Annotated in this window: 21 protein-coding genes; 12 read left to right on the top strand and 9 right to left on the bottom strand. The window is 56.7% G+C overall.

Features of this window, described 5'->3' with window-relative positions:
- Window positions 1-144: 144 nt before the first annotated feature.
- Window positions 145-840, bottom strand: coding sequence for a RadC family protein (radC, locus tag J5069_RS19740; protein WP_264645463.1), 696 nt, complete (start codon window positions 838-840; stop codon window positions 145-147).
- Window positions 841-1,005: 165 nt separating this feature from the next.
- Between radC and coaBC the strand changes: the two genes are divergently transcribed.
- From coaBC to slmA, 3 genes are all read left to right on the top strand, one after another.
- A complete protein-coding gene (gene coaBC / locus J5069_RS19735; protein WP_413542264.1) occupies window positions 1,006-2,250 on the top strand; it encodes a bifunctional phosphopantothenoylcysteine decarboxylase/phosphopantothenate--cysteine ligase CoaBC in 1,245 nt (414 codons plus the stop codon).
- Complete coding sequence (gene dut, locus J5069_RS19730) at window positions 2,219-2,677, top strand: dUTP diphosphatase (protein ID WP_264645462.1); 459 nt, start codon at window positions 2,219-2,221, stop codon at window positions 2,675-2,677. Before coaBC ends, dut begins: the two co-directional genes overlap by 32 nt.
- 136 nt (window positions 2,678-2,813) lie before the next feature.
- Window positions 2,814-3,410, top strand: coding sequence for a nucleoid occlusion factor SlmA (slmA, locus tag J5069_RS19725; RefSeq protein ID WP_264645461.1), 597 nt, complete (start codon window positions 2,814-2,816; stop codon window positions 3,408-3,410).
- 179 nt (window positions 3,411-3,589) lie between these two features.
- Here the strand turns inward: slmA and pyrE are convergent, their stop codons facing one another.
- Together pyrE and rph are read right to left on the bottom strand one after the other, a co-directional pair.
- Window positions 3,590-4,237, bottom strand: a complete 648-nt coding sequence (gene pyrE / locus J5069_RS19720; RefSeq protein WP_264645460.1) for an orotate phosphoribosyltransferase — start codon at window positions 4,235-4,237, stop codon at window positions 3,590-3,592.
- 148 nt (window positions 4,238-4,385) lie between these two features.
- The gene (rph, locus tag J5069_RS19715; RefSeq protein ID WP_264645459.1) at window positions 4,386-5,123 is read right to left on the bottom strand and encodes a ribonuclease PH; all 738 of its coding nucleotides are present in this window, start codon (window positions 5,121-5,123) and stop codon (window positions 4,386-4,388) included.
- Window positions 5,124-5,345: 222 nt separating this feature from the next.
- Here rph and J5069_RS19710 point away from each other — a divergent pair, with 222 nt between their 5' ends.
- The 8 genes from J5069_RS19710 to J5069_RS19675 all read left to right on the top strand — a co-directional run bounded on the left by J5069_RS19710 (window position 5,346) and on the right by J5069_RS19675 (window position 14,562).
- The gene (locus J5069_RS19710; RefSeq protein ID WP_264645458.1) at window positions 5,346-6,311 is read left to right on the top strand and encodes a dipeptide epimerase; all 966 of its coding nucleotides are present in this window, start codon (window positions 5,346-5,348) and stop codon (window positions 6,309-6,311) included.
- A 35-nt stretch (window positions 6,312-6,346) separates the two neighbouring features.
- A complete protein-coding gene (locus J5069_RS19705) occupies window positions 6,347-8,212 on the top strand; it encodes an ABC transporter ATP-binding protein (RefSeq protein ID WP_264645457.1) in 1,866 nt (621 codons plus the stop codon).
- Between the two features lie 82 nt (window positions 8,213-8,294).
- Entirely contained in the window at window positions 8,295-9,836 is a 1,542-nt protein-coding gene (locus tag J5069_RS19700; protein ID WP_264645456.1) for a glutathione ABC transporter substrate-binding protein, read from the top strand.
- 18 nt (window positions 9,837-9,854) lie between these two features.
- Window positions 9,855-10,775 carry an ABC transporter permease subunit gene (locus tag J5069_RS19695; RefSeq protein ID WP_222158578.1) on the top strand — a complete coding sequence of 307 codons (921 nt, stop codon included), beginning with the start codon at window positions 9,855-9,857 and terminating at the stop codon, window positions 10,773-10,775.
- An 8-nt stretch (window positions 10,776-10,783) separates the two neighbouring features.
- A complete protein-coding gene (locus J5069_RS19690) occupies window positions 10,784-11,686 on the top strand; it encodes an ABC transporter permease subunit (protein WP_264645455.1) in 903 nt (300 codons plus the stop codon).
- Window positions 11,687-11,693: 7 nt separating this feature from the next.
- Window positions 11,694-12,752, top strand: coding sequence for a P1 family peptidase (locus J5069_RS19685; protein ID WP_264645454.1), 1,059 nt, complete (start codon window positions 11,694-11,696; stop codon window positions 12,750-12,752).
- 10 nt (window positions 12,753-12,762) lie between these two features.
- On the top strand, window positions 12,763-13,584 hold the full coding sequence (locus tag J5069_RS19680) for a M55 family metallopeptidase (protein ID WP_264645453.1): 822 nt from the start codon (window positions 12,763-12,765) through the stop codon (window positions 13,582-13,584).
- Window positions 13,585-13,599: 15 nt separating this feature from the next.
- Window positions 13,600-14,562, top strand: coding sequence for an isoaspartyl peptidase/L-asparaginase family protein (locus J5069_RS19675; protein ID WP_264645452.1), 963 nt, complete (start codon window positions 13,600-13,602; stop codon window positions 14,560-14,562).
- A 46-nt stretch (window positions 14,563-14,608) separates the two neighbouring features.
- Here J5069_RS19675 and J5069_RS19670 read toward each other — a convergent pair whose 3' ends face one another.
- The 6 genes from J5069_RS19670 to J5069_RS19645 are packed head-to-tail and all read right to left on the bottom strand — an operon-like array spanning window position 14,609 to window position 21,198.
- Window positions 14,609-16,129, bottom strand: a complete 1,521-nt coding sequence (locus tag J5069_RS19670; RefSeq protein WP_264645451.1) for a serine hydrolase domain-containing protein — start codon at window positions 16,127-16,129, stop codon at window positions 14,609-14,611.
- A complete protein-coding gene (locus J5069_RS19665; protein ID WP_264645450.1) occupies window positions 16,126-16,866 on the bottom strand; it encodes an ABC transporter ATP-binding protein in 741 nt (246 codons plus the stop codon). The genes J5069_RS19670 and J5069_RS19665 overlap by 4 nt, the downstream gene beginning before the upstream one ends.
- Window positions 16,863-17,693 (bottom strand): ABC transporter ATP-binding protein, encoded by an 831-nt coding sequence (locus J5069_RS19660; protein ID WP_264645449.1) that lies wholly within the window; start codon window positions 17,691-17,693, stop codon window positions 16,863-16,865. The genes J5069_RS19665 and J5069_RS19660 overlap by 4 nt, the downstream gene beginning before the upstream one ends.
- Window positions 17,694-18,596, bottom strand: a complete 903-nt coding sequence (locus J5069_RS19655; protein ID WP_264626697.1) for an ABC transporter permease — start codon at window positions 18,594-18,596, stop codon at window positions 17,694-17,696.
- Window positions 18,593-19,603 (bottom strand): ABC transporter permease, encoded by a 1,011-nt coding sequence (locus J5069_RS19650; protein ID WP_264645448.1) that lies wholly within the window; start codon window positions 19,601-19,603, stop codon window positions 18,593-18,595. The genes J5069_RS19655 and J5069_RS19650 overlap by 4 nt, the downstream gene beginning before the upstream one ends.
- Window positions 19,603-21,198, bottom strand: coding sequence for an ABC transporter substrate-binding protein (locus J5069_RS19645; RefSeq protein WP_264645447.1), 1,596 nt, complete (start codon window positions 21,196-21,198; stop codon window positions 19,603-19,605). The genes J5069_RS19650 and J5069_RS19645 overlap by 1 nt, the downstream gene beginning before the upstream one ends.
- A gap of 200 nt (window positions 21,199-21,398) precedes the next feature.
- On the opposite strand from J5069_RS19645, the gene J5069_RS19640 reads away from it, so the two are divergent.
- Window positions 21,399-22,478, top strand: a complete 1,080-nt coding sequence (locus J5069_RS19640) for a dipeptidase (protein WP_264645446.1) — start codon at window positions 21,399-21,401, stop codon at window positions 22,476-22,478.
- The last annotated feature ends 40 nt before the right edge of the window (window positions 22,479-22,518 follow it).

The raw sequence follows: 22,518 nt of genomic DNA, 5'->3' as shown, positions 1-22,518 counted from the left end.
AAGATACTGTCATCAGGGTAAACCTGCTGAGATAGGCTCTTAACGCCACACCCAAGATTCTCAAAGGTGGCGTAGTATACGCTCTAGCGCGGATGTGCTCAAGTCCCGAGCAGCGAAAGATCTCTAAGGATCGCGGAAAATATGCTAAATCCAGCCTCGCTCGGCAAATGACACGTACTCACCACGCCCAATAACCAGGTGATCGAGGACGCGAATGTCCATCAATGCGCATGCCTGAATAATATGCGTCGTTATCATACGATCGGCGCTACTCGGCTCTGCATCCCCTGAAGGGTGATTATGCGCCAGAATGAGCGCCGCCGCATTGGCTTTTAACGCTTCACGCACAATTTCTCTCGGGTGCACCTCGACGCTGGCGATAGTACCTGCAAACATCTCTTGATGTCGAATCACACGGTGCTGATTATCTAGAAACAGCACGGTAAAAATCTCCCGCGCCTGATGCGCCAACGCGGATTGCAGGTACTGTATGGTCAGATCGGGATTCAGCATCGCTTTTTCCTTCACCAAACGCGTTGCATAGAGCCGCCGCGCTAGCTCCGCTACCGCCTGAAATTGAACAAATTTAACCACCCCCATCCCTTTCACGGCGCAAAATGTTTGTTGCTCTGCCATCATGACATGGTAGAGGGAGCCAAAATGATGCAGCAGTTGCTCCGACAGCGCCATCACGTGGACACCCGGAAGCCCAGTGCGCAGAAAAATCGCCAACAGTTCCACATCCGTAAGTGCTTCAGCCCCCGAGGCAATAAGCTTTTCACGCGGAGCCTGATCGTCAATCCACACCGTTGTGCCTCCTTTCCATCGTTGCCCTATCATGGCAGGCTCACGGTAGCGCGGCGAGAGCTCAGGCAAGCGCCTGCACAACCGCACGCAAGACGCCCTGCAACAAAGCATCATGAACACACACAAACGCGAGCAAGATTCCGCTCATCCGGCAAGGTTATGATAAAATGTTTCCTCTTAGGCGTTAATCGGACAAAGATGATGACGGGATTTTCCAATCTGCCTGGGCTCTCCGGTAAAAAAATCGTGCTCGGCATCAGCGGCGGTATTGCCGCTTACAAGTGCCCAGAAATTGTCAGGCGTCTACGCGATCGCGGCGCAGAAGTCCGCGTGGTAATGACACCTGCCGCCAAGGCATTTATTACGCCGCTCACGCTTCAGGCGGTTTCAGGATACCCAGTATCAGACGATCTGCTCGATCCTGCCGCCGAAGCATCGATGGGGCATATTGAGCTGGGAAAATGGGCGGATCTGGTTATTCTTGCCCCCGCAACGGCAGATGTGATTGCACGTTTAGCCGCTGGCATGGCTAACGACCTGCTCACCACGCTTTGTCTGGCGACGGCGGCACCCATCGCCATTGCACCTGCCATGAATCAGCAGATGTATCGCGCGACACCCACACAGGATAATCTTGCCACGTTGGCACGGCGCGGTGGACTTGTTTGGGGACCCGATAGCGGTAGCCAGGCCTGCGGTGATGTTGGTCCCGGTAGAATGATTGATCCATCAGCGATCGTTGCGCTCGCCGACGGATATTTTACGCGCGTCAACGATCTGCAACATCTCAATATTATGATCACGGCGGGACCAACGCGTGAAGCGCTTGATCCGGTACGTTTCATTACCAATCACAGTTCAGGCAAGATGGGATTTGCCATTGCTCAAGCGGCGGCGGAGCGTGGCGCTCACGTAACACTTATCGCCGGCCCCGTGTCCTTGCCAACCCCCGAGGGCGTTCGGCGCATTGACGTGACCAGCGCGCTGGACATGCAACAGGCGGTGATGTCTCATGCGGCACAACAGCAGATTGTCATCGGCTGTGCCGCAGTGGCCGATTACCGGGCTAAACAGATAGCCAACGACAAGATTAAAAAACAGGGTGATGAAATCAGTATCACACTGGTTAAAAACCCAGATATTATTGCAGGGGTTGCAGCCATGTCAGCGGCTCGTCCTTTCGTCGTTGGATTTGCTGCCGAAACCCAGAATGTGGAAGAATACGCGCGACAAAAACTGACGCGAAAAAATCTGGATCTGATTTGCGCGAATGACGTTTCCCTCTCAGGGCAGGGATTCAACAGTGATACCAACGCGTTGCAGCTGTTTTGGCCGGAGGGTGACACCCGTTTACCTCTGTGCGAAAAGCGCCTCCTTGGCCAACATTTAATCGATGAGATTGTCCGCCGTTATGATGAAAAAAATCGACGTAAAAATTCTTGATGCACGCATTGGTCAACAGTTTCCGTTACCGACCTATGCCACCGCAGGCTCGGCCGGCCTTGATCTTCGGGCTTGTATTGATGAAGGGATCGCATTGGCCGCTGGGGAGACGATACTGGTGCCGACCGGTATCGCTATCCATATCGCCGATCCCAGCCTGGCTGCCGTAATCCTCCCTCGCTCAGGGTTGGGGCATAAGCACGGTGTGGTATTAGGTAATCTGGTTGGGCTTATTGACTCTGATTATCAGGGACAACTGATGGTTTCCGTTTGGAACCGTAGCCAGCAAGCCTTCACTATCGAGCCCGGTGAACGCCTGGCACAGATGGTGTTTGTTCCCGTCGTTCAGGCTGAATTTAACATCGTCGATGATTTTGTGGGAACAGAGCGAGGAGAAGGCGGCTTCGGCCATTCTGGTCGCCGTTGATCCGAAAATCGGTATACCCTGCATTACCCCCTGGACACGCGGTCAATCGCGTGTCTTTGTAGTGTTTATTCAGGTCGTTACCCTAAATAATTCTAAATGGTTGTCAGCTTCTTTTTGATCAAGGGTCTTTTCTGACATGGCAGAGAAAGAGAATACGAAAAGGAATCGTCGCGAGGAAATCTTGCAAGCGTTGGCGCAAATGCTGGAGTCCAGCGATGGCAGCCAACGCATCACAACTGCAAAGCTTGCCGCAATGGTCGGGGTTTCCGAAGCCGCACTCTATCGGCACTTTCCCAGCAAAACGCGGATGTTTGACAGCCTTATCGAGTTTATTGAAGATTCGCTGACAACACGTATCAATCTGATTCTGCAAGATGAGAAAGATACGTTCCAGCGCTTGCGGCTGATTTTGTTGCTCATGTTGGGTTTTGCTGAACGCAACCCCGGCCTGACGCGTATCCTGACCGGCCATGCGCTGATGTTCGAACAGGACCGCCTGCAAGAACGCATTAACCAGCTGTTTGAACGCATTGAATCGCAGCTTAAGCAGGTGTTGCGCGAGCACAAGCTACGAGAGGGTAAAGCCCTTACCCATGACGAGTCACTGCTTGCCAGTCAACTACTCGCTTTTTGCGAAGGTATGCTGTCACGCTATGTTCGTTCTGAGTTCCGTTTCCGACCGACACAGGAATTTGATACGCGCTGGCCGTTGTTGGCGGCACAAATATTCTAACCTGCGCTAGTCCTGCATCTGCTGGTATTTTTCGCCTGCTTTTTCTTTCAAAAAATTTAGAAAACAAAGAATAACGCACGTAATAAGCACGTGCGTTATTTTCATACTGTCACTTTATCCCCACAGGATCTCCGGTTTCAACGGCGTTGGCTGAAACCCTCAAGGTGTGGATATAACGACTACGCAGAAATACCGTACCGATCGCGATAGGCCTTCACCGCATCCAGATGCACGGCCATCTCCGGTTTTTCTGCCAAAAAGCTGATCAAGTCTTGCAACGTAATAATGGAAATGACCTGACACTGATAATCACGTTCCACTTCCTGAATGGCAGAAATGGCACCCGTACCACGTTCCTGGCGATCCAGTGCAATCAACACCCCGGCAAGCGTCGCACCATTAGCGGCAATAATGCCCATGGATTCACGTATGGCGGTACCTGCGGTAATCACGTCATCGACCAGCATGATACGGCCTTGCAGCGCGCTGCCGACCAGATTGCCCCCTTCCCCGTGATCTTTGGCTTCTTTGCGGTTGAAGCAGTAAGGCACATCGGTGTCGTGGTGTTCAGCCAACGCGACCGCGGTGGTCGTGGCGATCGGAATCCCTTTGTAAGCCGGCCCGAACAGCACATCAAAGGTAATACTGGCATCCACCAACGCTTCAGCATAAAAACGGCCCAAAAGTGCCAGGTCGCGCCCGGTATTGAATAGCCCGGCATTGAAGAAATAGGGGCTGACACGCCCGGATTTCAATGTGAATTCGCCGAATTTTAATACCTGCTTGCTAAGCGCGAATTCAATAAATTGGCGCTGATAGGCTTTCATTACTGCATCTCCTCGTATCACGGTGAGTATGGTTATGGCTTGAACACCAGCCATAAAAAAAGCGACGCCGAGGTCGCTTTGCAAAAATGGATAACGCCGCTGCCAGGCAACGGCTGATGAAACGACAGGCGGTGTATGCCAGTCATGTTTACTTGAGGTCCGCGACCGGCGCTTGCGTCAGCGCTGCTTTCTGCGCCTCGACGATAGTGTCAATGCCACCGCGCGCCAGAGCGAGCAGCGCCAGCAGCTCTTCGTGGCTGAACGGCTCGCCTTCGGCGGTGCCCTGCACCTCAATCATGCGGCCATCTTCGGTCATGACCACGTTCATGTCCGTTTCCGCGGCAGAATCTTCCACGTATTCGAGATCGCACACAGCTTCACCGGCAACGATCCCCACGGAAACCGCTGCTACCATGCCTTTGAGCGGGCTGGATTTGAGTTGGCCTTTTGCCACCATGCGGTTGAACGCATCCGCCAGTGCAACACACGCGCCAGTAATAGAAGCGGTGCGCGTGCCGCCATCGGCCTGCAATACGTCGCAATCCAGCGTGATGGTGTATTCACCGAGCTTTTCCAGATCAACGGCAGCGCGCAGAGACCGCGCGATAAGGCGCTGGATTTCCAGCGTTCTTCCGCCCTGTTTCCCCTTGGCGGCTTCGCGCGCATTGCGGCTATGGGTCGCACGCGGCAGCATGCCGTATTCAGCGGTTACCCAGCCTTTTCCCTGCCCTTTCAGAAAGCGCGGCACGCCTTCTTCTACCGTCGCGTTACACAGCACTTTCGTGTCGCCGAACGCCACTAACACGGAACCTTCCGCATGCTTGGTATAGCCACGCGTTAGCGTGATGGGACGCACCTGTTGTGCACTTCGGCCTGACGGACGCATGAGATTCTCCGGGTTATGCTCTGTTGATTGGCGCGCATTATACGGCCTTCGAACAACAATTCCTACTTTAGCTGCCGCGCGTTTCGCGATATCGGCAGGGGAGTGTTGGCGTCTGCATCAGGGTATAGCCTGAGGTTATACCCTCCCGACAAACAAGTATTCGTCAGTCATTCCCCTGCATGAAATAGTTTTGATTATTCATTCACCAGAGGGATACACGAGATGCGCCAGATGCAGGTTGAGACCGTCAAACTCTCTCTGGCACGCCCGTGCAAGCGTGCGCAGGAACGGCGCAATGCCGTAAGCGTAGTCAGGATTACCGTTGAAGAACAGGGATTTATCGGTTTAGGCGAATGTACCCCCGCGTTTGAATATCAAGAGTCTGCGGCCAGTGTCTGCCGTCAGCTTGACGCCGTGCGTGGCGCTGTAACGCGCGGTGCGTCGAGGGATGAAATCCAAACGCTGCTCCCTCCTGGTGCGGCACGTAACGCACTCGATTGCGCACTCTGGCGCTTAAATGCGGCCCTGCATAAACAAACCGTATGGCAGCAGGTGGGAATACAACCGCCTGCCTCTTTGATCACCACGGAAACGCTGAGCATTGCGTCGTTGGAAAACACGGTGGCAGCGACCCGCGATGCGATATCACGCGGGGCGCAGGTGATAAAGCTCAAGCTGGATCGTAGCGACATCGTTGAGAAAATCGCCGCAGTGCGTGACGCCGCGCCACGGGCCACCCTGATGGTCGATGCCACAGAGAGCTGGGCAGGGATTGATTTACTCAGCCTGTGTCACGCACTGCTGCCCTATAACATCGCGCTGATTGAGCAACCGTTACCGGCAGGCAAAGATCAGGAGTTACTGCGATTTTCGCACCCGATCCCTCTTTGCGCCGATGAAAGTTGTCGTCACGCCGGCGATATTCCCGATATCCGCCGTCGTTACGAGATGATCAACATCAAGCTGGATAAGTGTGGCGGATTAACAGAAGCACTGGCAATGGTGCGTGAAGCGCGGTTGCACGGGCTAAAGCTGATGGTCGGTTGCCTGGTTGGCTCTTCACTGGCGATGGAAGCCGCACTACCGGTCGCCGCCGCCGCCGACTATGTCGATCTGGATGGCCCACTCTGGCTGGCCGCCGACAGCTCCCCCTATCTGACTTATCACCACGGACGTATCTGGCTATGACGCAGCAAGAGTCCACACTGTTAACCGGAGTCCACATGACGCAACTCGCACAGGCCGCCCCGCTCCCGGCGTCGGCCCCCCCACAAACCGCCATGCCGGTGCTGGAAATCGATGACCTGAGCGTCAGCTTCAGCGGCAGATCGGGCAAGCATGTCGCCCTGAAAAGCGTCTCGTTTTCCGTCAATAAGGGGGAAATCGTCGCCATTGTCGGTGAAAGCGGCTCGGGAAAATCCGTTACGTCGTTAACCGCGATGGGCCTGCTCGCCAACTCGGCGGCGATTGAGCGCGGAAGCATTCATTTCCATTCCCGCCACGGGCAGCGCCACGACTTGCTGAATATGAAAGAGGACGATCGCCGTCAACTGCGCGGACGCGATATGGCGATGATCTTTCAGGAGCCGATGACCTCGCTCAACCCGGTGTTGAAAGTCGGCGATCAGTTGACGGAAGCGCTGCGCGACCACCAGCTTTGCGATGCCGCCACGGCAGATAAAAAAGCGCGCGAGTTACTGCGCAAAGTGCGCATCGCCGATGTCGATCGCGTGATGAAAAGCTACCCAGCTTCGCTCTCCGGTGGCATGCGCCAACGCGTAATGATTGCGCAGGCGCTGGTGTGTGAACCGCAGTTGCTGATTGCCGACGAACCTACCACCGCGCTGGATGTCACCGTACAAGCGCGCATTCTGCACATCCTGCGCGATCTCCAGCAGCAAAGTGATACCGCCGTGCTGTTTATTACCCACGATATGGGGGTGGTGGCTGAAATCGCCGATCGCGTGGTAGTGATGTACCGTGGCGAAGTGGTGGAGCAAGGGTCGGTTGAGCAAATTTTCGCGCATCCGGAGCACCCTTACACTCAAGCCTTGTTAGCCGCAGTGCCAAAGCTGGGGGATATGCGTGACAGCGCCTGGCCGCGTCGTTTTCCGCTGCTGGGACAACAATCCAGCGATAGCGAACAGAAAACCGCTCGCTATGACGCCGATCCGCTGCTGGATATCCGAGGCTTGCGCGTCTACTACCCGATCCGCAGCGGCATTTTCTCCGCCGTCACCCACCGCGTACATGCCGTCGAACAGATTGATTTTTGCGTGTGGCCTGGCGAAACCCTGGCGATTGTCGGGGAGAGCGGCTGTGGAAAATCCACCACCGGGCGTGCGCTGCTGCGTCTGATTCAGAGCGAATCAGAAAGTATTCTGTTTCAGGGCAATGAAATCTCCCAGATGGACGATCGCGCTTTTTTGCCGTTGCGCCGCGAAATCCAAATGGTTTTCCAAGACCCGTATGCGTCATTGAACCCGCGCTTAACCGTCGGTTTTACTATTGCCGAACCGCTGCTGCTGCACGGGCTGGCGCGCTCGCTGGAGGACGCGACGCCCCGCGTGCAGGAACTGCTGAAAAGCGTCGGACTGCCTCCCGAACACGCCCGCCGCTACCCCCACGAGTTTTCCGGCGGCCAGCGCCAACGTATCGCCATCGCCCGCGCCATGGCGCTGCAACCGCAGGTCATTATTGCTGATGAAGCTGTCTCCGCGCTGGATGTCTCGATTCAGGCTCAGGTGGTGAACCTGATGATGGATCTGCAACAAAAAACCGGCGTGTCATGGATTTTCATTTCTCACGACATGGCCGTCGTCGAACGCATCGCCAACCGCGTTGCCGTGATGTATCTCGGTCAGATTGTGGAAATCGGCCCACGTCAGGCGGTGTTCAATAACCCTCAGCATCCCTATACGCAGCGCTTGCTGGCCTCGGTGCCGATTGCCGACCCTCAACAGCGCTGCGTGCGCCAGTTTGATGACAGCGAAATCCCCTCCCCGCTGCGCAAAGCGGGCGAAGAGGTCAACAAAATGACCTATCGGAAAGTCGGCCCGCACCACTGGGTCGCCAACGACAGTCATTAATGAAACGCATTGATGAACAAGCCGTTTTAAGCATGCCGTTTTAAACAACAACTACAACCCATTCACAACCGGGAGACACAACATGAAGCCACTACGACATCGTTCCGCTCTGGCCCTCGGGCTTTCACTCTGTCTGGCCGCAGCGGCTCAGGCACAAGATCTGCGCATCTCTATCTATGCCGATATTACCGGACTCGATCCGCACGACACCTCAGACACCCTGAGCTACTCCATCCAGAGCGGTATCTTTGAGCGCCTGTTCCAGTTTGATAACCAAATGAAACTGGTCCCGCGTCTGGCAACCGAATACACCAGCAATGACGATGCGACCGAGTTTGTGGTCACGCTGCGCGAAGGCATCACTTTCCAGGACGGCGCGCCGTTTAACGCCGAAGCGGTCAAAGCCAACCTGGATCGCCTGGCCGATCAGAGCAAAGGCTTAAAACGTAATAGCCTGTTCAATATGGTGAAAACCGTCACCGTGTTGTCGCCAACCCAGGTGAAGATTGAACTGAACAAATCGTTCGGTGCCTTCGTCAACACGCTGGCGCACCCGTCTGCCGTGATGCACAGCCCGGAAGCGCTGAAGAAATACCCGGATGAAGCGCAACTGCGCGTCCACCCAGTCGGCACCGGCCCGTTCAAATTCACCGAATGGCAGCAGGGCAAAGACGTCAAGCTGGTCAAGAATGACAGCTACTGGCAGAAAGGTTGGCCGAAAGTGGATAGTGTGACCTTCTACCCGACGCCGGAAGACTCCACGCGCGTGGCGGCCCTGAAATCCAGTCAGGTGGATGCCATTTATCCGCTGCCGTCCGATCTGCTGGCTACCGTACAGAGCGACAGCAAACTGGCCGTCCAACGTGACCCCGGTATCTATCAATTTTGGTTGGCGATGAATAACCTCCGCCCGCCTATGAATGACATCCGCGTGCGTCAGGCACTCAACTACGCCATCAACCGCGATGTGTGGCTGAAAGTCGGCTTCGCGGGCATGGGGACACCGGCAACGTCAGCGATGGCACCGGGCGTTCAGTTCTTCCAGGCACAAACCACCCCGAGCTACAGCTACGATCCGGCCAAAGCCAAGGCGCTGTTGAAAGAAGCGGGTTATCCGGATGGCATCAGCCTCAAGCTGTGGACCACCAACCGTACCGATTACATCCGTAGCGCACAGTTCTTCAAGCAGCAGTTGGAACAGGTCGGCATCAAGATCACCGTGACACCGATGGATTCCGGGATGCGTAACGCCAAACTGTTCGGCGTGAAAGACCCTAAAGAGGCGGAATTCGATCTGTTCTACAACGGCTGGTCACCGTCTACCGGTGATGCCGACTGGGCGCTGCGTCCGCTGTATGCCACCGAATCCTGGGTGCCTGCGGCCTATAACGTGGCCTACTACAGCAGTGCTGCCGCCGATAAAGCCATTATGGCTGGCTTGGCTACCGCCGATTTGGGCAAGCGCGCCGCGGCCTACGCCGAAGCACAGAAAGTGATTTGGGGTGATGCGCCAGTGGTGTTCCTCGGTACGCCGGACAATCTGGTCGGTAAAGCGAAAAATCTCTCTGGCGTTTACATGCTGGCAGATGGCTCGTTGATCTTCGATCAGGCTGAATTTAAGTAATCGCACGGGGAGAACGCCATGTTTGCTTATATCGTCCGACGTTTGCTGGAAATGATCCCGGTGCTACTGGTGGTCTCCCTGTTAGTGTTCGGTTTTATCAAGCTGTTACCCGGCGATCCGGCGCGGATTTATGCCGGGCCGGATGCCCCGATTGCCGCCGTGGAGGCTGCTCGCCAACTGTTAGGGCTCAACGATCCGTTGCCGCAGCAGTATGTTCGTTGGCTGGGTGGCTTGTTGCGCGGCGATCTGGGCATCACCTATCGCACGCAGCAACCGGTGATGGACGTGATCGCCAAAAGCTTTATGCCCACTATGTGGCTGGCGCTGGCAGGCTTCGCCTGGTCAGTGGTGCTCGGCCTGCTGATTGGCGTGGTATCGGGATTAAAACGCGGAAAGTGGCAGGATTGGACGCTGATGAGCGCCGCTGTCGGCGGTATCTCCATGCCGCCGTTCTGGCTCGGATTGCTGCTGATTCAGTTTGTGGCGATGCCGTTCGGGGTGTTTTCCGTCAGCGGTTTTAACCAGCCGAGCGATATCGTGTTACCCGCTCTGACGCTGGGTGCTTCCGTGGCCGCCGTGATGGCGCGCTTCACCCGCTCCGCATTTCTTGAAGTGGCACAGGAAGATTATGTACGTACCGCGCGCTCCAAAGGATTACGCCAACGGCTGATCACCTGGAAGCACATCATGCGCAACGCGCTGATCCCCATCATCACCATGCTCGGCCTGCAATTTGGCTTTCTGCTGGGCGGGTCGATTGTGGTGGAAAGCGTCTTCAGTTGGCCCGGCCTGGGCTGGCTGCTGATTGAGTCGATCAAAACGCAGGACCAGCCGGTGATTCAGGCGCTGGTGATGCTGTTTGTGTTCGAATTTATTGTTATCAACCTGCTGGTCGACCTGCTCTACGCCGTGGTTAACCCAGCCATTCGTTTACGCTAGGAGCGATCATGAGCCACTCTACTGAGCCTACGATGACCGCCGCCGCGCAGGATAACGCCACCATCCGCTCACCGATGCGTGACTTCTGGCAGGCTTTTATCCAAAACCCGCTGGCGCTGGTGTCCGGCGGATTTATTCTGCTCTTGGTGCTGGTCGCGGCCTTCGCCCCTTGGCTAGCCCCTTTTAACCCGATGGACCCGGATTGGATGGCACTGTCCGCCCCCCCTTCCGCCAGCCACTGGATGGGGACCGACGATCTGGGACGCGATGTGATGAGCCGTATTATCTACGGTTCGCGCATCTCCTTATATATTGGCCTGTTTTCCGTCACGCTCGGCATGGTGGTCGGCATTGTGCTGGGTCTGCTGGCCGGATTTTACGGACGCTGGATCGACATGCTGATCATGCGCAGCGCCGATGTGCTGTTCGCCTTCCCCGGTATGCTGTTGGCTATCGCAGTGGTCGCCATTCTTGGTCCTGGCTTGAATAACGTGATTATCGCCGTCGCGGTATTCAGCGTGCCGGTGTTCGCGCGTATCGTGCGCGCTTCTGCCTTAACCTTAAAACAAGCCGCCTACGTGGAAGCGGTGCGCAGCGCGGGCGCACCGGATCGCGTCTTGCTGATCCGCCATATTCTGCCCGCCACCTTGCCGAATGTGATCGTCTATTTCACCATGCGTATTGGCACCAGTATTCTCACGGCGGCCAGCCTCAGCTTTATCGGTCTTGGCCCTGAGCCGGACGTGCCGGAGTGGGGTAATATCCTCGCGATGAGCCGCAGCATGATGATGGCCGGTCAATGGCACGTCAGTGTCTTCCCGGGTCTGGCGATTTTCTTCACCGTGCTGTCATTCAATTTGTTAGGCGACGCCTTGCGCGATACGCTGGACCCGAAACTGAAGAATGCATGAGAATCCTATGATGGCTTTTCAACAGGCGCAGCTGCACGCCCTATTGCAGCGCTGGCGTGACCACCAGCAAGTCGGCATGCCGCGCATGCCCAGCGGTCCTGGCAACAGCCTGTGCGATGTGGCTGGCGTGCGCGTCGGGCATGAAACGCTGGCACAGGGCGAGGTGCAAACCGGCGTTACTGCCATTGTGCCGCCCGGTGACAACCTGTTTACGCAGCCGCTGCCGTGCGGTGCTGCGGTCCTGAACGGTTTTGCCAAACCGGTGGGGCTGGTGCAAGTGGAAGAGCTGGGGCAACTGCAAACCCCGATCCTGCTGAGTAATACGCTTGCGGTCGGCACACTGTTTACCACGCTGGTGCGCGACGCCATTGCCAAAAACCCTGAACTCGGGCGCTCGCTGCCTACGGTGAACCCGCTGGCGCTGGAATGCAATGACGGCTGGCTGAACGACATTCAGGCATTGCCGGTGACGGAAGCCATAGCGCAGGCCGCACTGAGCGAGGCAGATACCCACTTTGCACGCGGCAGCGTCGGTGCCGGGCGCGGTATGAGCTGCTTCGGTCTGAAAGGCGGTATCGGCACCGCATCTCGTCTGATTCCCGAACTGAATGCCACGCTGGGTGTGCTGGTGCTGGCCAATTTTGGCACGCTGGCATCGCTCACGCTGGATGGATTACACATCGGCCCCTTTATTGAACCGCTGCTTCCCGAGCTGGCGCCACAACGCGATGCAGGGTCAATAATCATCATTATGGCAACCGATGCACCGTTGGATGCACGCCAGCTCGGACGCATCGCCAAACGCGCCGGTGCCGGACTGGGTCGTCTGGGCAGCTATTGGGGCCACGGCTCAGGCGACATCGCCGTCGCTTTTTCCACCCAGCCCACGCCGCAGCCGCCAGAAGACGCAAAGCTGGAATCGATGCTGTGCGCCGCCGCCGATGCCACGGAACATGCCGTACTGGATGCCTTGCTGTGCGCCGAGGCGGTGACCGGTTTTCGCGGCCACCATCGTCCAGACTTGCGACAGGTATTAGATAGTCTTGCACAACACGTTTTAGCGTAAGGACATACCCATGAAAGTGTTTATTTCTGCCGACATCGAAGGGATCGCCGGCGTGATGCGACCGGAACAGTGCAGCCCCGGACAAGCCGAGTACCAACTGGCTCGCGGGCTGATGGAGCAGGAAGTGAACGCCGCCATTGACGGTGCTTTCGCCGGTGGCGCAACGGAAGTGGTGGTGGCTGACAGCCACGCCGCCATGACCAATCTACGGGCAGAGAATATTGATGCCCGCGCCCGTCTGGTTCAGGGCAAACCGCGCATACTGTCGATGGTCGATGGGCTGGAGCAGCAGGCGTTTGATGGACTGATGTTCATCGGCTACCACAGCGCTGCCGGAGAGCACGGCGTACTGGCGCACACCATCAATGGCCGCGCCTTCTATCGGGTGAAAATCAACGATGAAGTGATGGGTGAGAGCGATATCTATGCCGCCGCCGGTGCCGAAAAAGGCACACCGCTGTGGCTGGTCAGCGGCGATAATATCCTGCAACAGTGGATCGCCCGCTATTATCCACAAACGGGCTACGCCTGCGTCAAACGCGCCATTTCGCAAACCTCGGCAGAATCGCTCAGCCCGCTGGCAGCGCAGCAACTGATCCGCACACAGGCACAACAGGCCGTGCAGCGCGCGCACCGTGAAAACACCTCGCGTATCGCTGCCCCCTATCATCTTGAACTGATGACTGCCAAACCGGTACTGGCCGATCTGTTTAGCCTGATCCCCGGAGTGGAACGCGGTGATGCGGTGACGGTACACTACACCGCACCCACCATGACAGATATCGTTCGCTTGCTAAGTACATTCTCGTATCTGGCTACCACACAGAACTAATAACAGGGAGATGACATGGTCAAGCCAGTCATTGTGATCCACGGAGGGGCGGGGGCATTGACCCGCTCCGCCATGAGCGCAGAAAAAGAGCAAGCCTACCGCGAAGCGTTAAACGCCATTGTCGCCAGCGGCCAGCAGATTCTCAGCCAGGGCGGCAGTGCGCTGGATGCGGTCACCGAAGCGGTGCGTTTGCTGGAAGAGTGCCCGTTGTTTAATGCCGGGCACGGTTCAGTCTTTACGCACGATGAAACCCACGAACTCGATGCCAGCATCATGGATGGCCGCACTCGGGACGCCGGTGCCATTAGTTGCGTCAGCCATATCCGCAATCCGGTGCTGGCAGCAAGGGCCGTCATGGAGCAGAGCCAGCACGTGATGTTTACCGCGGCGGGTGCAGAAGCGTTCGCACGTAAGCAGGGGCTGGAGATGGTCGAACCCGACTTCTTCTCGACCGATGCCCGGCGTGAACAACTACATCATGCTCAAGCAGGAGAAGGGCGTGTCGTGCTGGATCACGATGGTCAGCGCGATGTGGCACAGGGCGAGCCAATCGATCCGGAACGTAAATATGGCACGGTCGGTGCTGTGGCCTTGGACAGCGCAGGCAATCTCGCCGCTGCCACCTCAACCGGCGGCATGACCAACAAGCAGGCCGGACGCGTAGGCGATAGTCCCATCGTTGGTGCAGGCTGTTACGCCAACAATAATACCGTCGCGGTCTCTTGTACCGGCACGGGCGAAGTGTTTATCCGCTGCGTAGCGGCTTATGATGTCTCTGCGTTAATGGAATATGCCGGGCTGACGCTGGAACAGGCGGGTGAGCGCGTGGTGATGGAAAAACTGTTGCCGCTGGACGGCAGCGGCGGCCTAATCGCCGTCGATAAAGAAGGAAACATCGCTTTGCCGTTCAACAGTGAAGGGATGTATCGCGGTTATGGCTATGTGGGCCAAGCGCCGTGGGTTGGCATTTACCGCTAACATGCAGGTAGCGGAATGCCCTGTGCTGGCATTCCGCTTAGCGTACTTACGCCCAGTGAACGTCCCCGCGCCGCGCCGTAACCACCCGACTGCGGTTAAGCAAAAACGTCATGTTGTTGCCTTCAATATGCAACGCAAAGCGTTTCTCCCACGGGCCGTCCTGCGCGGTCGCCAATAGCCGACCTTGACCCAGACACTCCAACGACGCAACCGGCGCCGAGGGGCCAACCCCCATCACCAGACGATCGCCCTCAATCACCCATTCACTGCGCCATTCCGGGCAGAACCAACGGCCTTGCGCTTGCGCGAGAGAATCATCACGATGTGGCAGCACAAAGCGTTTGGCAGCGTGGCCTATTTCACCCTCAATCACCGCCCCCTTCTGACGCAACTGTATCGGCAAATGGCTGGAGAGCGATATCGCTCCGTCCTCTGACGGATAGAGCGTCTCGGTTGCACCCAACCAACAGGCGTTATTGCCACTGATTTCCAGCCACTCGTTGCCGTTTTCCTCCACATACAGCCCCGGCATCAGTGAATGGCCCGGTTGCGGTAACGCTTGCCCGGTCAGCGCCGCCATGATGCGCAGTGCGCAGTCATAGGTTGATACATCCTCACGGTTCGCTACCAGCGCCAACCCAACGCCACGCTGCGGATCGAGCAGAAAATAGCTCTTATAGCCCGCATGAGAACCACCGTGGCCGACCCAGTGCGCATCACCAAAACGTGAATGAGCAACCCCTAAACCATAGCCGGTCACGCGACCATCCGTTAGCTGGCGCGGTGCGGTCAGGCGCGCCAATACCCCGCGCCCCGGCCCCTCATCGCGCAACAGCGTTTGCAGCCAGGTGCTCAGATCACGCACGCTGCCCGCCACGCTGCCGGACGCAGAAAGATGCAGCCCGGCGCTTGCCAGTTGCCAACCGCTGTCGCTGCGCCAATACCCCGGCACTAACCCAGGCACAATATCGAACCAGGTTTCCGGTGCGTACAGGTGAATATCTAATGGCTGGCAAATATGCTGCTGCAAGCGTTCAGCAAACAAAATGTCCTTGGCTTTCAGCGCCTCCTCCACCAACCGATAACCGGTATTGGAATAGGAAATTTCACTGCCTGCCGGATAGTTCAACTTATCCAGCGCAGCAACAAACGCCAGCAAATCATCAGATTGCGTGGCGTTGTAGACCGATAGCCCAAGCAACGATAGCGTTTCACGCAAATCGTGCAGCCCGGCCGTCATATCCAACGCCTGACCGACGGTAACCTGCCCGCTCGGGCCGCGCAGTTGGGGCAGATGCTGCGCCAACCGGTCGTCGAGTGCGATAATCTCTGCTAACGGGCCGGTCACCAACGAAGCAAATAAATGTTTGGTGACCGAGGCAAAACGCACCACGCTATCGGCGCTAAACGGCGTGCCTTGCGCCAGATCGGCCAGACCACCGCAGCTTAATGCCCGTAACTGATTGCCATCAAACAGCACAATTGCGCCACCGGGCTGCCCCTCTCCCTGCCATTGCGCCGTGATAGACTGTGCCACCTCCGTCGCCCGCTGCCAATCAAGCGTCATGCGGGTTCCTCCAATGCGATACTCAATGCATATAATTCAGCGGTGTGAGGATGTTGAATCTGCCCGGCACGTAACTGCTGCGCGCTCAGACTCTCCACCATCTCTCCTTGCTGCATCACCCCCACCTGCTCGCACAAGTGGGTCACCACGGCCAGATTATGGCTCACCATCAGGTAGGTCAGCTTACGCTCCTGCCGGATATCTGCCAGCAGATTCAAGATTTCAGCCTGTACCGACACATCCAGCGCAGAGGTCGGTTCATCCAGCAGCAGCACTTGCGGCTCAACAATCAGCGCCCGCGCAATGGCAACGCGTTGGCGCTGTCCGCCGGACAATTGATGCGGGAAACGAAAACGCACCGCCGCAGGCAGCCCCACATCATCCAGCATTTTGGCAATGCGTTGCTCGGCATTGTCGACGCGGTGCACCAACAGTGGCTCTTGCAAAATGCGATCGATGGTTTGGCGCGGATGCAGGGAACCGTAAGGGTCTTGAAACACCATCTGCACCTGACGGAAGAAATCCCGCCCGCGTTTGGCACCCAGAGCCATGCCCCCGAACAACATCTCACCCTGCCAGTGATCGTTCAAACCGGCCAGCGCGCGCAGAATGGTCGATTTACCGGAACCACTCTCGCCGACAATACCAAAACTGCCGCCGCTCTCTACCTGAAAAGAGACGCCCTTGACCACCTCGGTAGCGCCAAAGGCGATACGCAAGTTATTTAAGGTAATCATCCGTTTTTCCACGCCTCATCACGTTTCATTACCGGTAGCCGTTCACGTGGATGTTTCAGTGACGGCAAACAGGCCAACAGCCCCTGGGTGTACGGGTGCTGCGCAAGCTGGAGATCTTTGGCTGCCAGCATCTCCACCACCCGCCCGGCATACATCACCGCCACGCGATCGCAGAAATGCGACACCAGCGGCAGGTCATGGCTGATCAAAATCAGCCCCATGCCGCGCTGTGAGACCAAATCGTCGATCAACTTGAGGATATCGGCCTGCACCGTGGCATCCAATGCGCTGGTCGGCTCGTCCGCGATCAGCAGCTCCGGGTCAGGAGCCAGCATCATGGCGATCATCGCCCGTTGCCCCATCCCGCCGGACACCTCATGCGGATAGCGTGCGGCCACCTGCTGCGGTTCGCGAATGCGCACCTGCTCCAACAAATCGGTGGCGGCCGCCAGCGCTGCACGGTGCGAGCCGCCCTTATGCTCACGCCATGCTTCGGCGATCTGTTGACCGATAGTCATCACCGGATTGAGGGAGTATTTCGGGTCTTGCAGAATAAAGCCCACCCGCTTGCCACGAATACGACGTAAGGTTTTTTCATCCGCGCCGCGCAAATCGATGCCGTCAAAGCTGAGCTTATCCGCCTCCACGCGTGCGCTGCCGGGCAGCAGTTGCATCAGGCTGCGCGCCGTCAGGGATTTGCCTGAACCGCTCTCCCCGACAATCGCGAATTTCTCTTTGCCAATACTGAGCGAAATACCACGCACCGCTTCAAACGTCTGCGTGCGACTCGCAAATGTAATTCGCAAATTTTCAATTTCCACCAACATTTAGCGCTCCTTAGGGTCCAGTACGTCACGCAAACCGTCACCCAAAAAGTTAAACGCCAGCGAGGTCATGAAAATGGCGATACACGGCACCAACGGCACCCACCATTCGGAGAATAAGAAACGTCGCGCGGTGGCAATCATGGTGCCCCATTCCGGCGAAGGCGGCTGCGCCCCCATGCCGAGAAAGCCCAGACTGGCCGCCGTGATGATGATAGAACTCATATCCAGTGTGATACGCACCACCAGACTCGGCACGCAGAGCGGCATAATGTGGCGCACGATAATGCGCAACGGCGTCGCCCCGGTGAGCTTGCAGGCGGCGATAAAATCACTGTGACGAAACTGCATGGTTTCTGCCCGCGCCAGGCGCGCATAGGGCGGCCAGGCCGTCAGTGCAATCGCCAGGATGGCGCTCTCGACGCCAGGTTTCAACGCAGCAACAAACGCCAGCGCCAGAATCAAGCGGGGGAAGGAGAGGAAAATATCGGTTACGCGCATCAGGGTTTTATCTAACCAGCCACCGGCATACCCGGCGACACAGCCAATCAGCAGCCCTAACGGCGCAGTCAGCACCACCACGGCGATCACCATGCCGAGCGTGGTACGGCCGCCATACAGAATGCGGGTGTAGATATCACGCCCCAATTCATCCGTGCCGAACCAATGGGCAGCAGAAGGCGGTGCCAATCGGTTGGCCAGATCCTGGAATCCCGGCTGATAAGACGTCAACCAAGGCGCGAGAGATGACAACACCAGTACGGCCAGAATCACCACCAACCCGATCATCGCCATCGGATTAGCCTGTAGCCCCAGCCATAAGCGATAACGTCGCCCCCAGATGGCCTGACGGCGCGTCGCGGGCGTTTCGTCGAGCAACCATGCTCGTGAGACAGGAAAAATCATTTTACGCGCGGGTCCCAAAGTCGATAGAGAATGTCAGCCAGCAAATTGAGCAGCACGTACACGGTGCCCACCAGCAACGTGGCACCGATCACCGGATTCATGTCGGCGTTCATCAATGCCGTGGTGAGGTATTGACCCAGCCCCGGCCAGGCGAACACGTTTTCCGTGACCACCGCCCCTTCCAACAGCCCGGCATAGGTCAGTGCCAGCACGGTCACCAACTGCACCGCAACGGTCGGAAAGGCGTGACGCCAGATCACCCGACGTGACGACAACCCTTTGGCGCGTGCGGTGATGACGAATTCACCGCTCAACGCATTGAGCATAAAAGTGCGCGTCATGCGGGTGATATACGCCATGCTGAAATAGGCGAGGATCAGGACCGGCTGCGCCATGTGCGCCAGCGCATCGTGGAAGGCGGCATAGTCACCCGCCAACAACGAATCCACGGTCAGCAAGCCGGTCACCTGCGGCACCATATCCTGAAAAATGATGTCCTGACGTCCCGGCCCCGGCGCAATACCGAGTACGGCATAGAAAATAAGCAGGCTAAGCAGTGCCAGCACAAACACCGGCAACGAGTGCCCCGCCAGACAAACCACACGAATGGTTTGATCGACCCAGGTACTCTGCCTCACCGCGGCCCACACACCGAGCGGAATACCGACCAGCGCAGCGATAATGATGGCTGCGGTAGCCAACTCCAGCGTTGCCGGGAAGAAACGCGCGATATCCGTCATCACGGGGTTGGACGTAAGGATCGACGTGCCGAGATCGCCGTGCAACAGTTGCGAAAGATAGTGGCCAAACTGCACCCACAGGGGCTGATTCAGCCCCATCTCTTCACGCGCACGTTGCACCACGTATTCCGGCGCATTGTCTCCCACCATCGCCAGCACCGGATCGGTGGGCATGATGCGACCGATAAAGAAGGTCAGCACCGACAGCCCCAACAGCGTGAGCAGCAAGCTGCCCAGCGTACTGAGAATACGTTTTGCTATCGGCATCAGGCTTTTTTCACCTGATCGTACGGGTTGTCACGCAGTACCGTCATGTTCACGCCGCTGATGTTTTTGCGGCAGGCAATCGGCAAGGTGTTTTGCATCAGGAAAATAAACGGGCTGTGCTCACGGTGCTCACGCTGGATGGTTTCATACAGCGCGATACGCTTGGCGGAATCGCTTTCATGCAACGCCTGCTCGGTTAACGTATTGAATTTTTCGTCAGACCAGCCGCAGCGCCATGCCAGAGTACGGCTACGCGCATTTTCTGTGTTATCGAGATTGACGCAGAACGCTTCGGTGTTCGAGTTAGGATCGAAGTAGTCAGCGCCCCAGGCCGTAATCGCCAGTTGGTGCTGGCGAGCACGCATTTTGGTTAATACAGCACGGTTTTCAGAAGAGACCAGCTTCGCCTTGATACCAATCGCACCCAGTTGAGTCTGGATGGCCTGAGCGATATCCGGATACGGCTGAGCAGAATAGTGATCGATGGTGATCTCGAACCCATCAGGGTAACCCGCTTCTGCCAACAACGCTTTCGCCTTGGCCACATCCTGATGGAACGGCGTATCGTCCAGTGCCGCAGGGAAGCCACCCGGCAGGAAGCTCTGATGCACGCGGTGCGTCAGCGGAATGATGTTTTTCTGGATGGCATCATAATCAATCGCCCATTTCAGTGCCTGCCACACCTGCGGTTTTTTCAGTAATTCATTGGTGGTGTTGCACGACATCAACATGATGGTGGAGACACTACTGCGGATCACGTTGTACTCAGGATCATTAATGATTGGACGCAACTGCTCGCTGGTCAGGTCGCGGGCGATATCCACATCCCCTTTTTGCAGCATCAGTAACTGCGCCGCAGGATCGGTGATGTGCTTCATGATCACGCGCTGAATCTTGCTGTCGGTCTGGAAGTGGGTATTTTTCTCCAGAATGATGCTTTCGCTCGCTTTCCAACTGCGCAGCGTAAACGGGCCAGACCCGGCACTGTGCTGTTTAATCCAGGCGTAGCCGAAATCGCCGTTCTGTTGGTTCGCCAGCGCAGCTTTCTTCTGCACGATGCTGCCCACCGGCGCAGAGAGGCAATAGAGCAGGAAAGATTCTGCCGCCGGTTTGTCCAGATTCAGCACCAGCGTACTGGCATCCGGCGCGGTGATGTGCTGCTCCACGTTATCCTTGGTGAAACCGAACTGGTTGATAATAAAGGCCGGACTTTTATCCATTTTAACGGCGCGCTGTAACGAGAACGCCGCATCTTCTGCGGTAACCGACGTGCCATCAGAGAATTTTGCTTTGGGATCAATATGGAAGGTGAAGGTTTTCCCTTCATTGCTCACTTCCCAGTGCGTGGCCAGCTCGCCTTTCACTTCGCTGGGTTTCAACGGGTTCGGCATCACCAGACGCTGGTAGAGGTTGCCCACAATTTCAGAGCCTACCGCTTCAAAACTTTCATGGGGATCAAGGCTGGTCATGTTATCCAGTTGCATCGCCATCACCAGCATGGTGGGAGGCGTGGCAGCGAAAGCGGAGTGCAGGTTCAGATAGGATAAAAAAGGTACGGCGCCGCAACCGGCGAGAAAACGTCTCCTGGTAAGCATGAATCCCTCAACTTATTGATATATTTAACAATTAATTGGATTTTATTTCATATCCAGCCTTGACATAGCCAAACGGGATTGGCTTAAATGAATGCACCAGGACATCCATTCCCTGCGCAATCATTTGTCCATTTTGGGGCAGCGTGCACCTTAATGGGGCAAATACCGTTTCATCGCATCCTGAGCCGATAACTTTGAATATGTCTAACAATTTCCTAACGGGTACGCAACGTCCTTTCCCTGTTTTTGACGGGCATAACGATGTTTTATTACGCCTCTACGCCTCCCACCGGGAGGATGCGGTCAGTGCCTTTTTACAAGGCCCGGCCGCGGGTCAAATCGATCTGCCGCGTATCCGACAAGGGGGACTGGCTGGCGGATTATTCGCCGTTTATGTCCCATCCCCTAAAGACCCAGCAAAATCTGTACCAGAAAACGACAGTTTGTTTGTGAACCATGCAACGCCGTCGATGGAATCCGCCAGAGAGATAACCTTTTCAATGATTTCCACGCTGTTGCGCATAGAAGCGGCCTCAGCAGGGCAAGCCAAAATTTGCCACAGCGTTGCCGATATTCGTCACTGCATGGCGACGGGAACCCTGGCGATGGTGTTGCACATTGAAGGTGCAGAGGCACTCGACCCCGATCTGGAACTGCTTGATATCCTTTATGCCGCGGGTTTACGCACTCTGGGCCCACTCTGGAGCCGACCGAATATCTTCGGCGATGGCGTACCGTTTCGTTTTCCTTCTTCACCCGATATCGGTTCCGGACTGACAGAAACCGGCCTGCGTCTGGTGAAAGCCTGTAACGCCAAACGCATCATGGTGGATTTGTCGCACATGGACGAAAAAGGGTTCTGGCAGACGGCGCGCATCAGCGATGCCCCGCTGGTTGCCAGCCACTCCAACGCCCACGCACTCTGCGCGCAATCCCGCAATCTGACGGACAAACAGCTGGACGCCATTGGTGAAAGCAACGGTTTTGTCGGCGTGAATTTCGGTACTGCTTTCCTGCGCGCCGATGGTAAAAAAGACCCGAACGCCACGGTGGAAGAGATTGTGCGCCATGTCGATTACCTGCTGAACAAGCTGGGAGAAGACAGCGTCGGTTTTGGTTCGGATTTCGATGGCACCACCGTGCCGCCGGACCTGCATGATGTTGCAGGACTGCCGCTATTGGTCGAGGCGCTGACGCGGCGCGGATACGATCGCCCATTGTTGGAAAAAATTTGCTACGGCAACTGGTTGCGTGTACTGGAAGCCACCTGGGGCAAATAACCGCCGGGTTACGTACCGGGTGGCGTGGATATTGCATGGA

The organism is Candidatus Symbiopectobacterium sp. NZEC127 (genome assembly GCF_025962675.1).
Taxonomy (GTDB): Bacteria; Pseudomonadota; Gammaproteobacteria; order Enterobacterales; family Enterobacteriaceae; genus Symbiopectobacterium.
The sequence above is the reverse complement of the archived record's forward strand: the minus strand, read 5'-3'. Positions and strand labels throughout refer to the sequence as shown.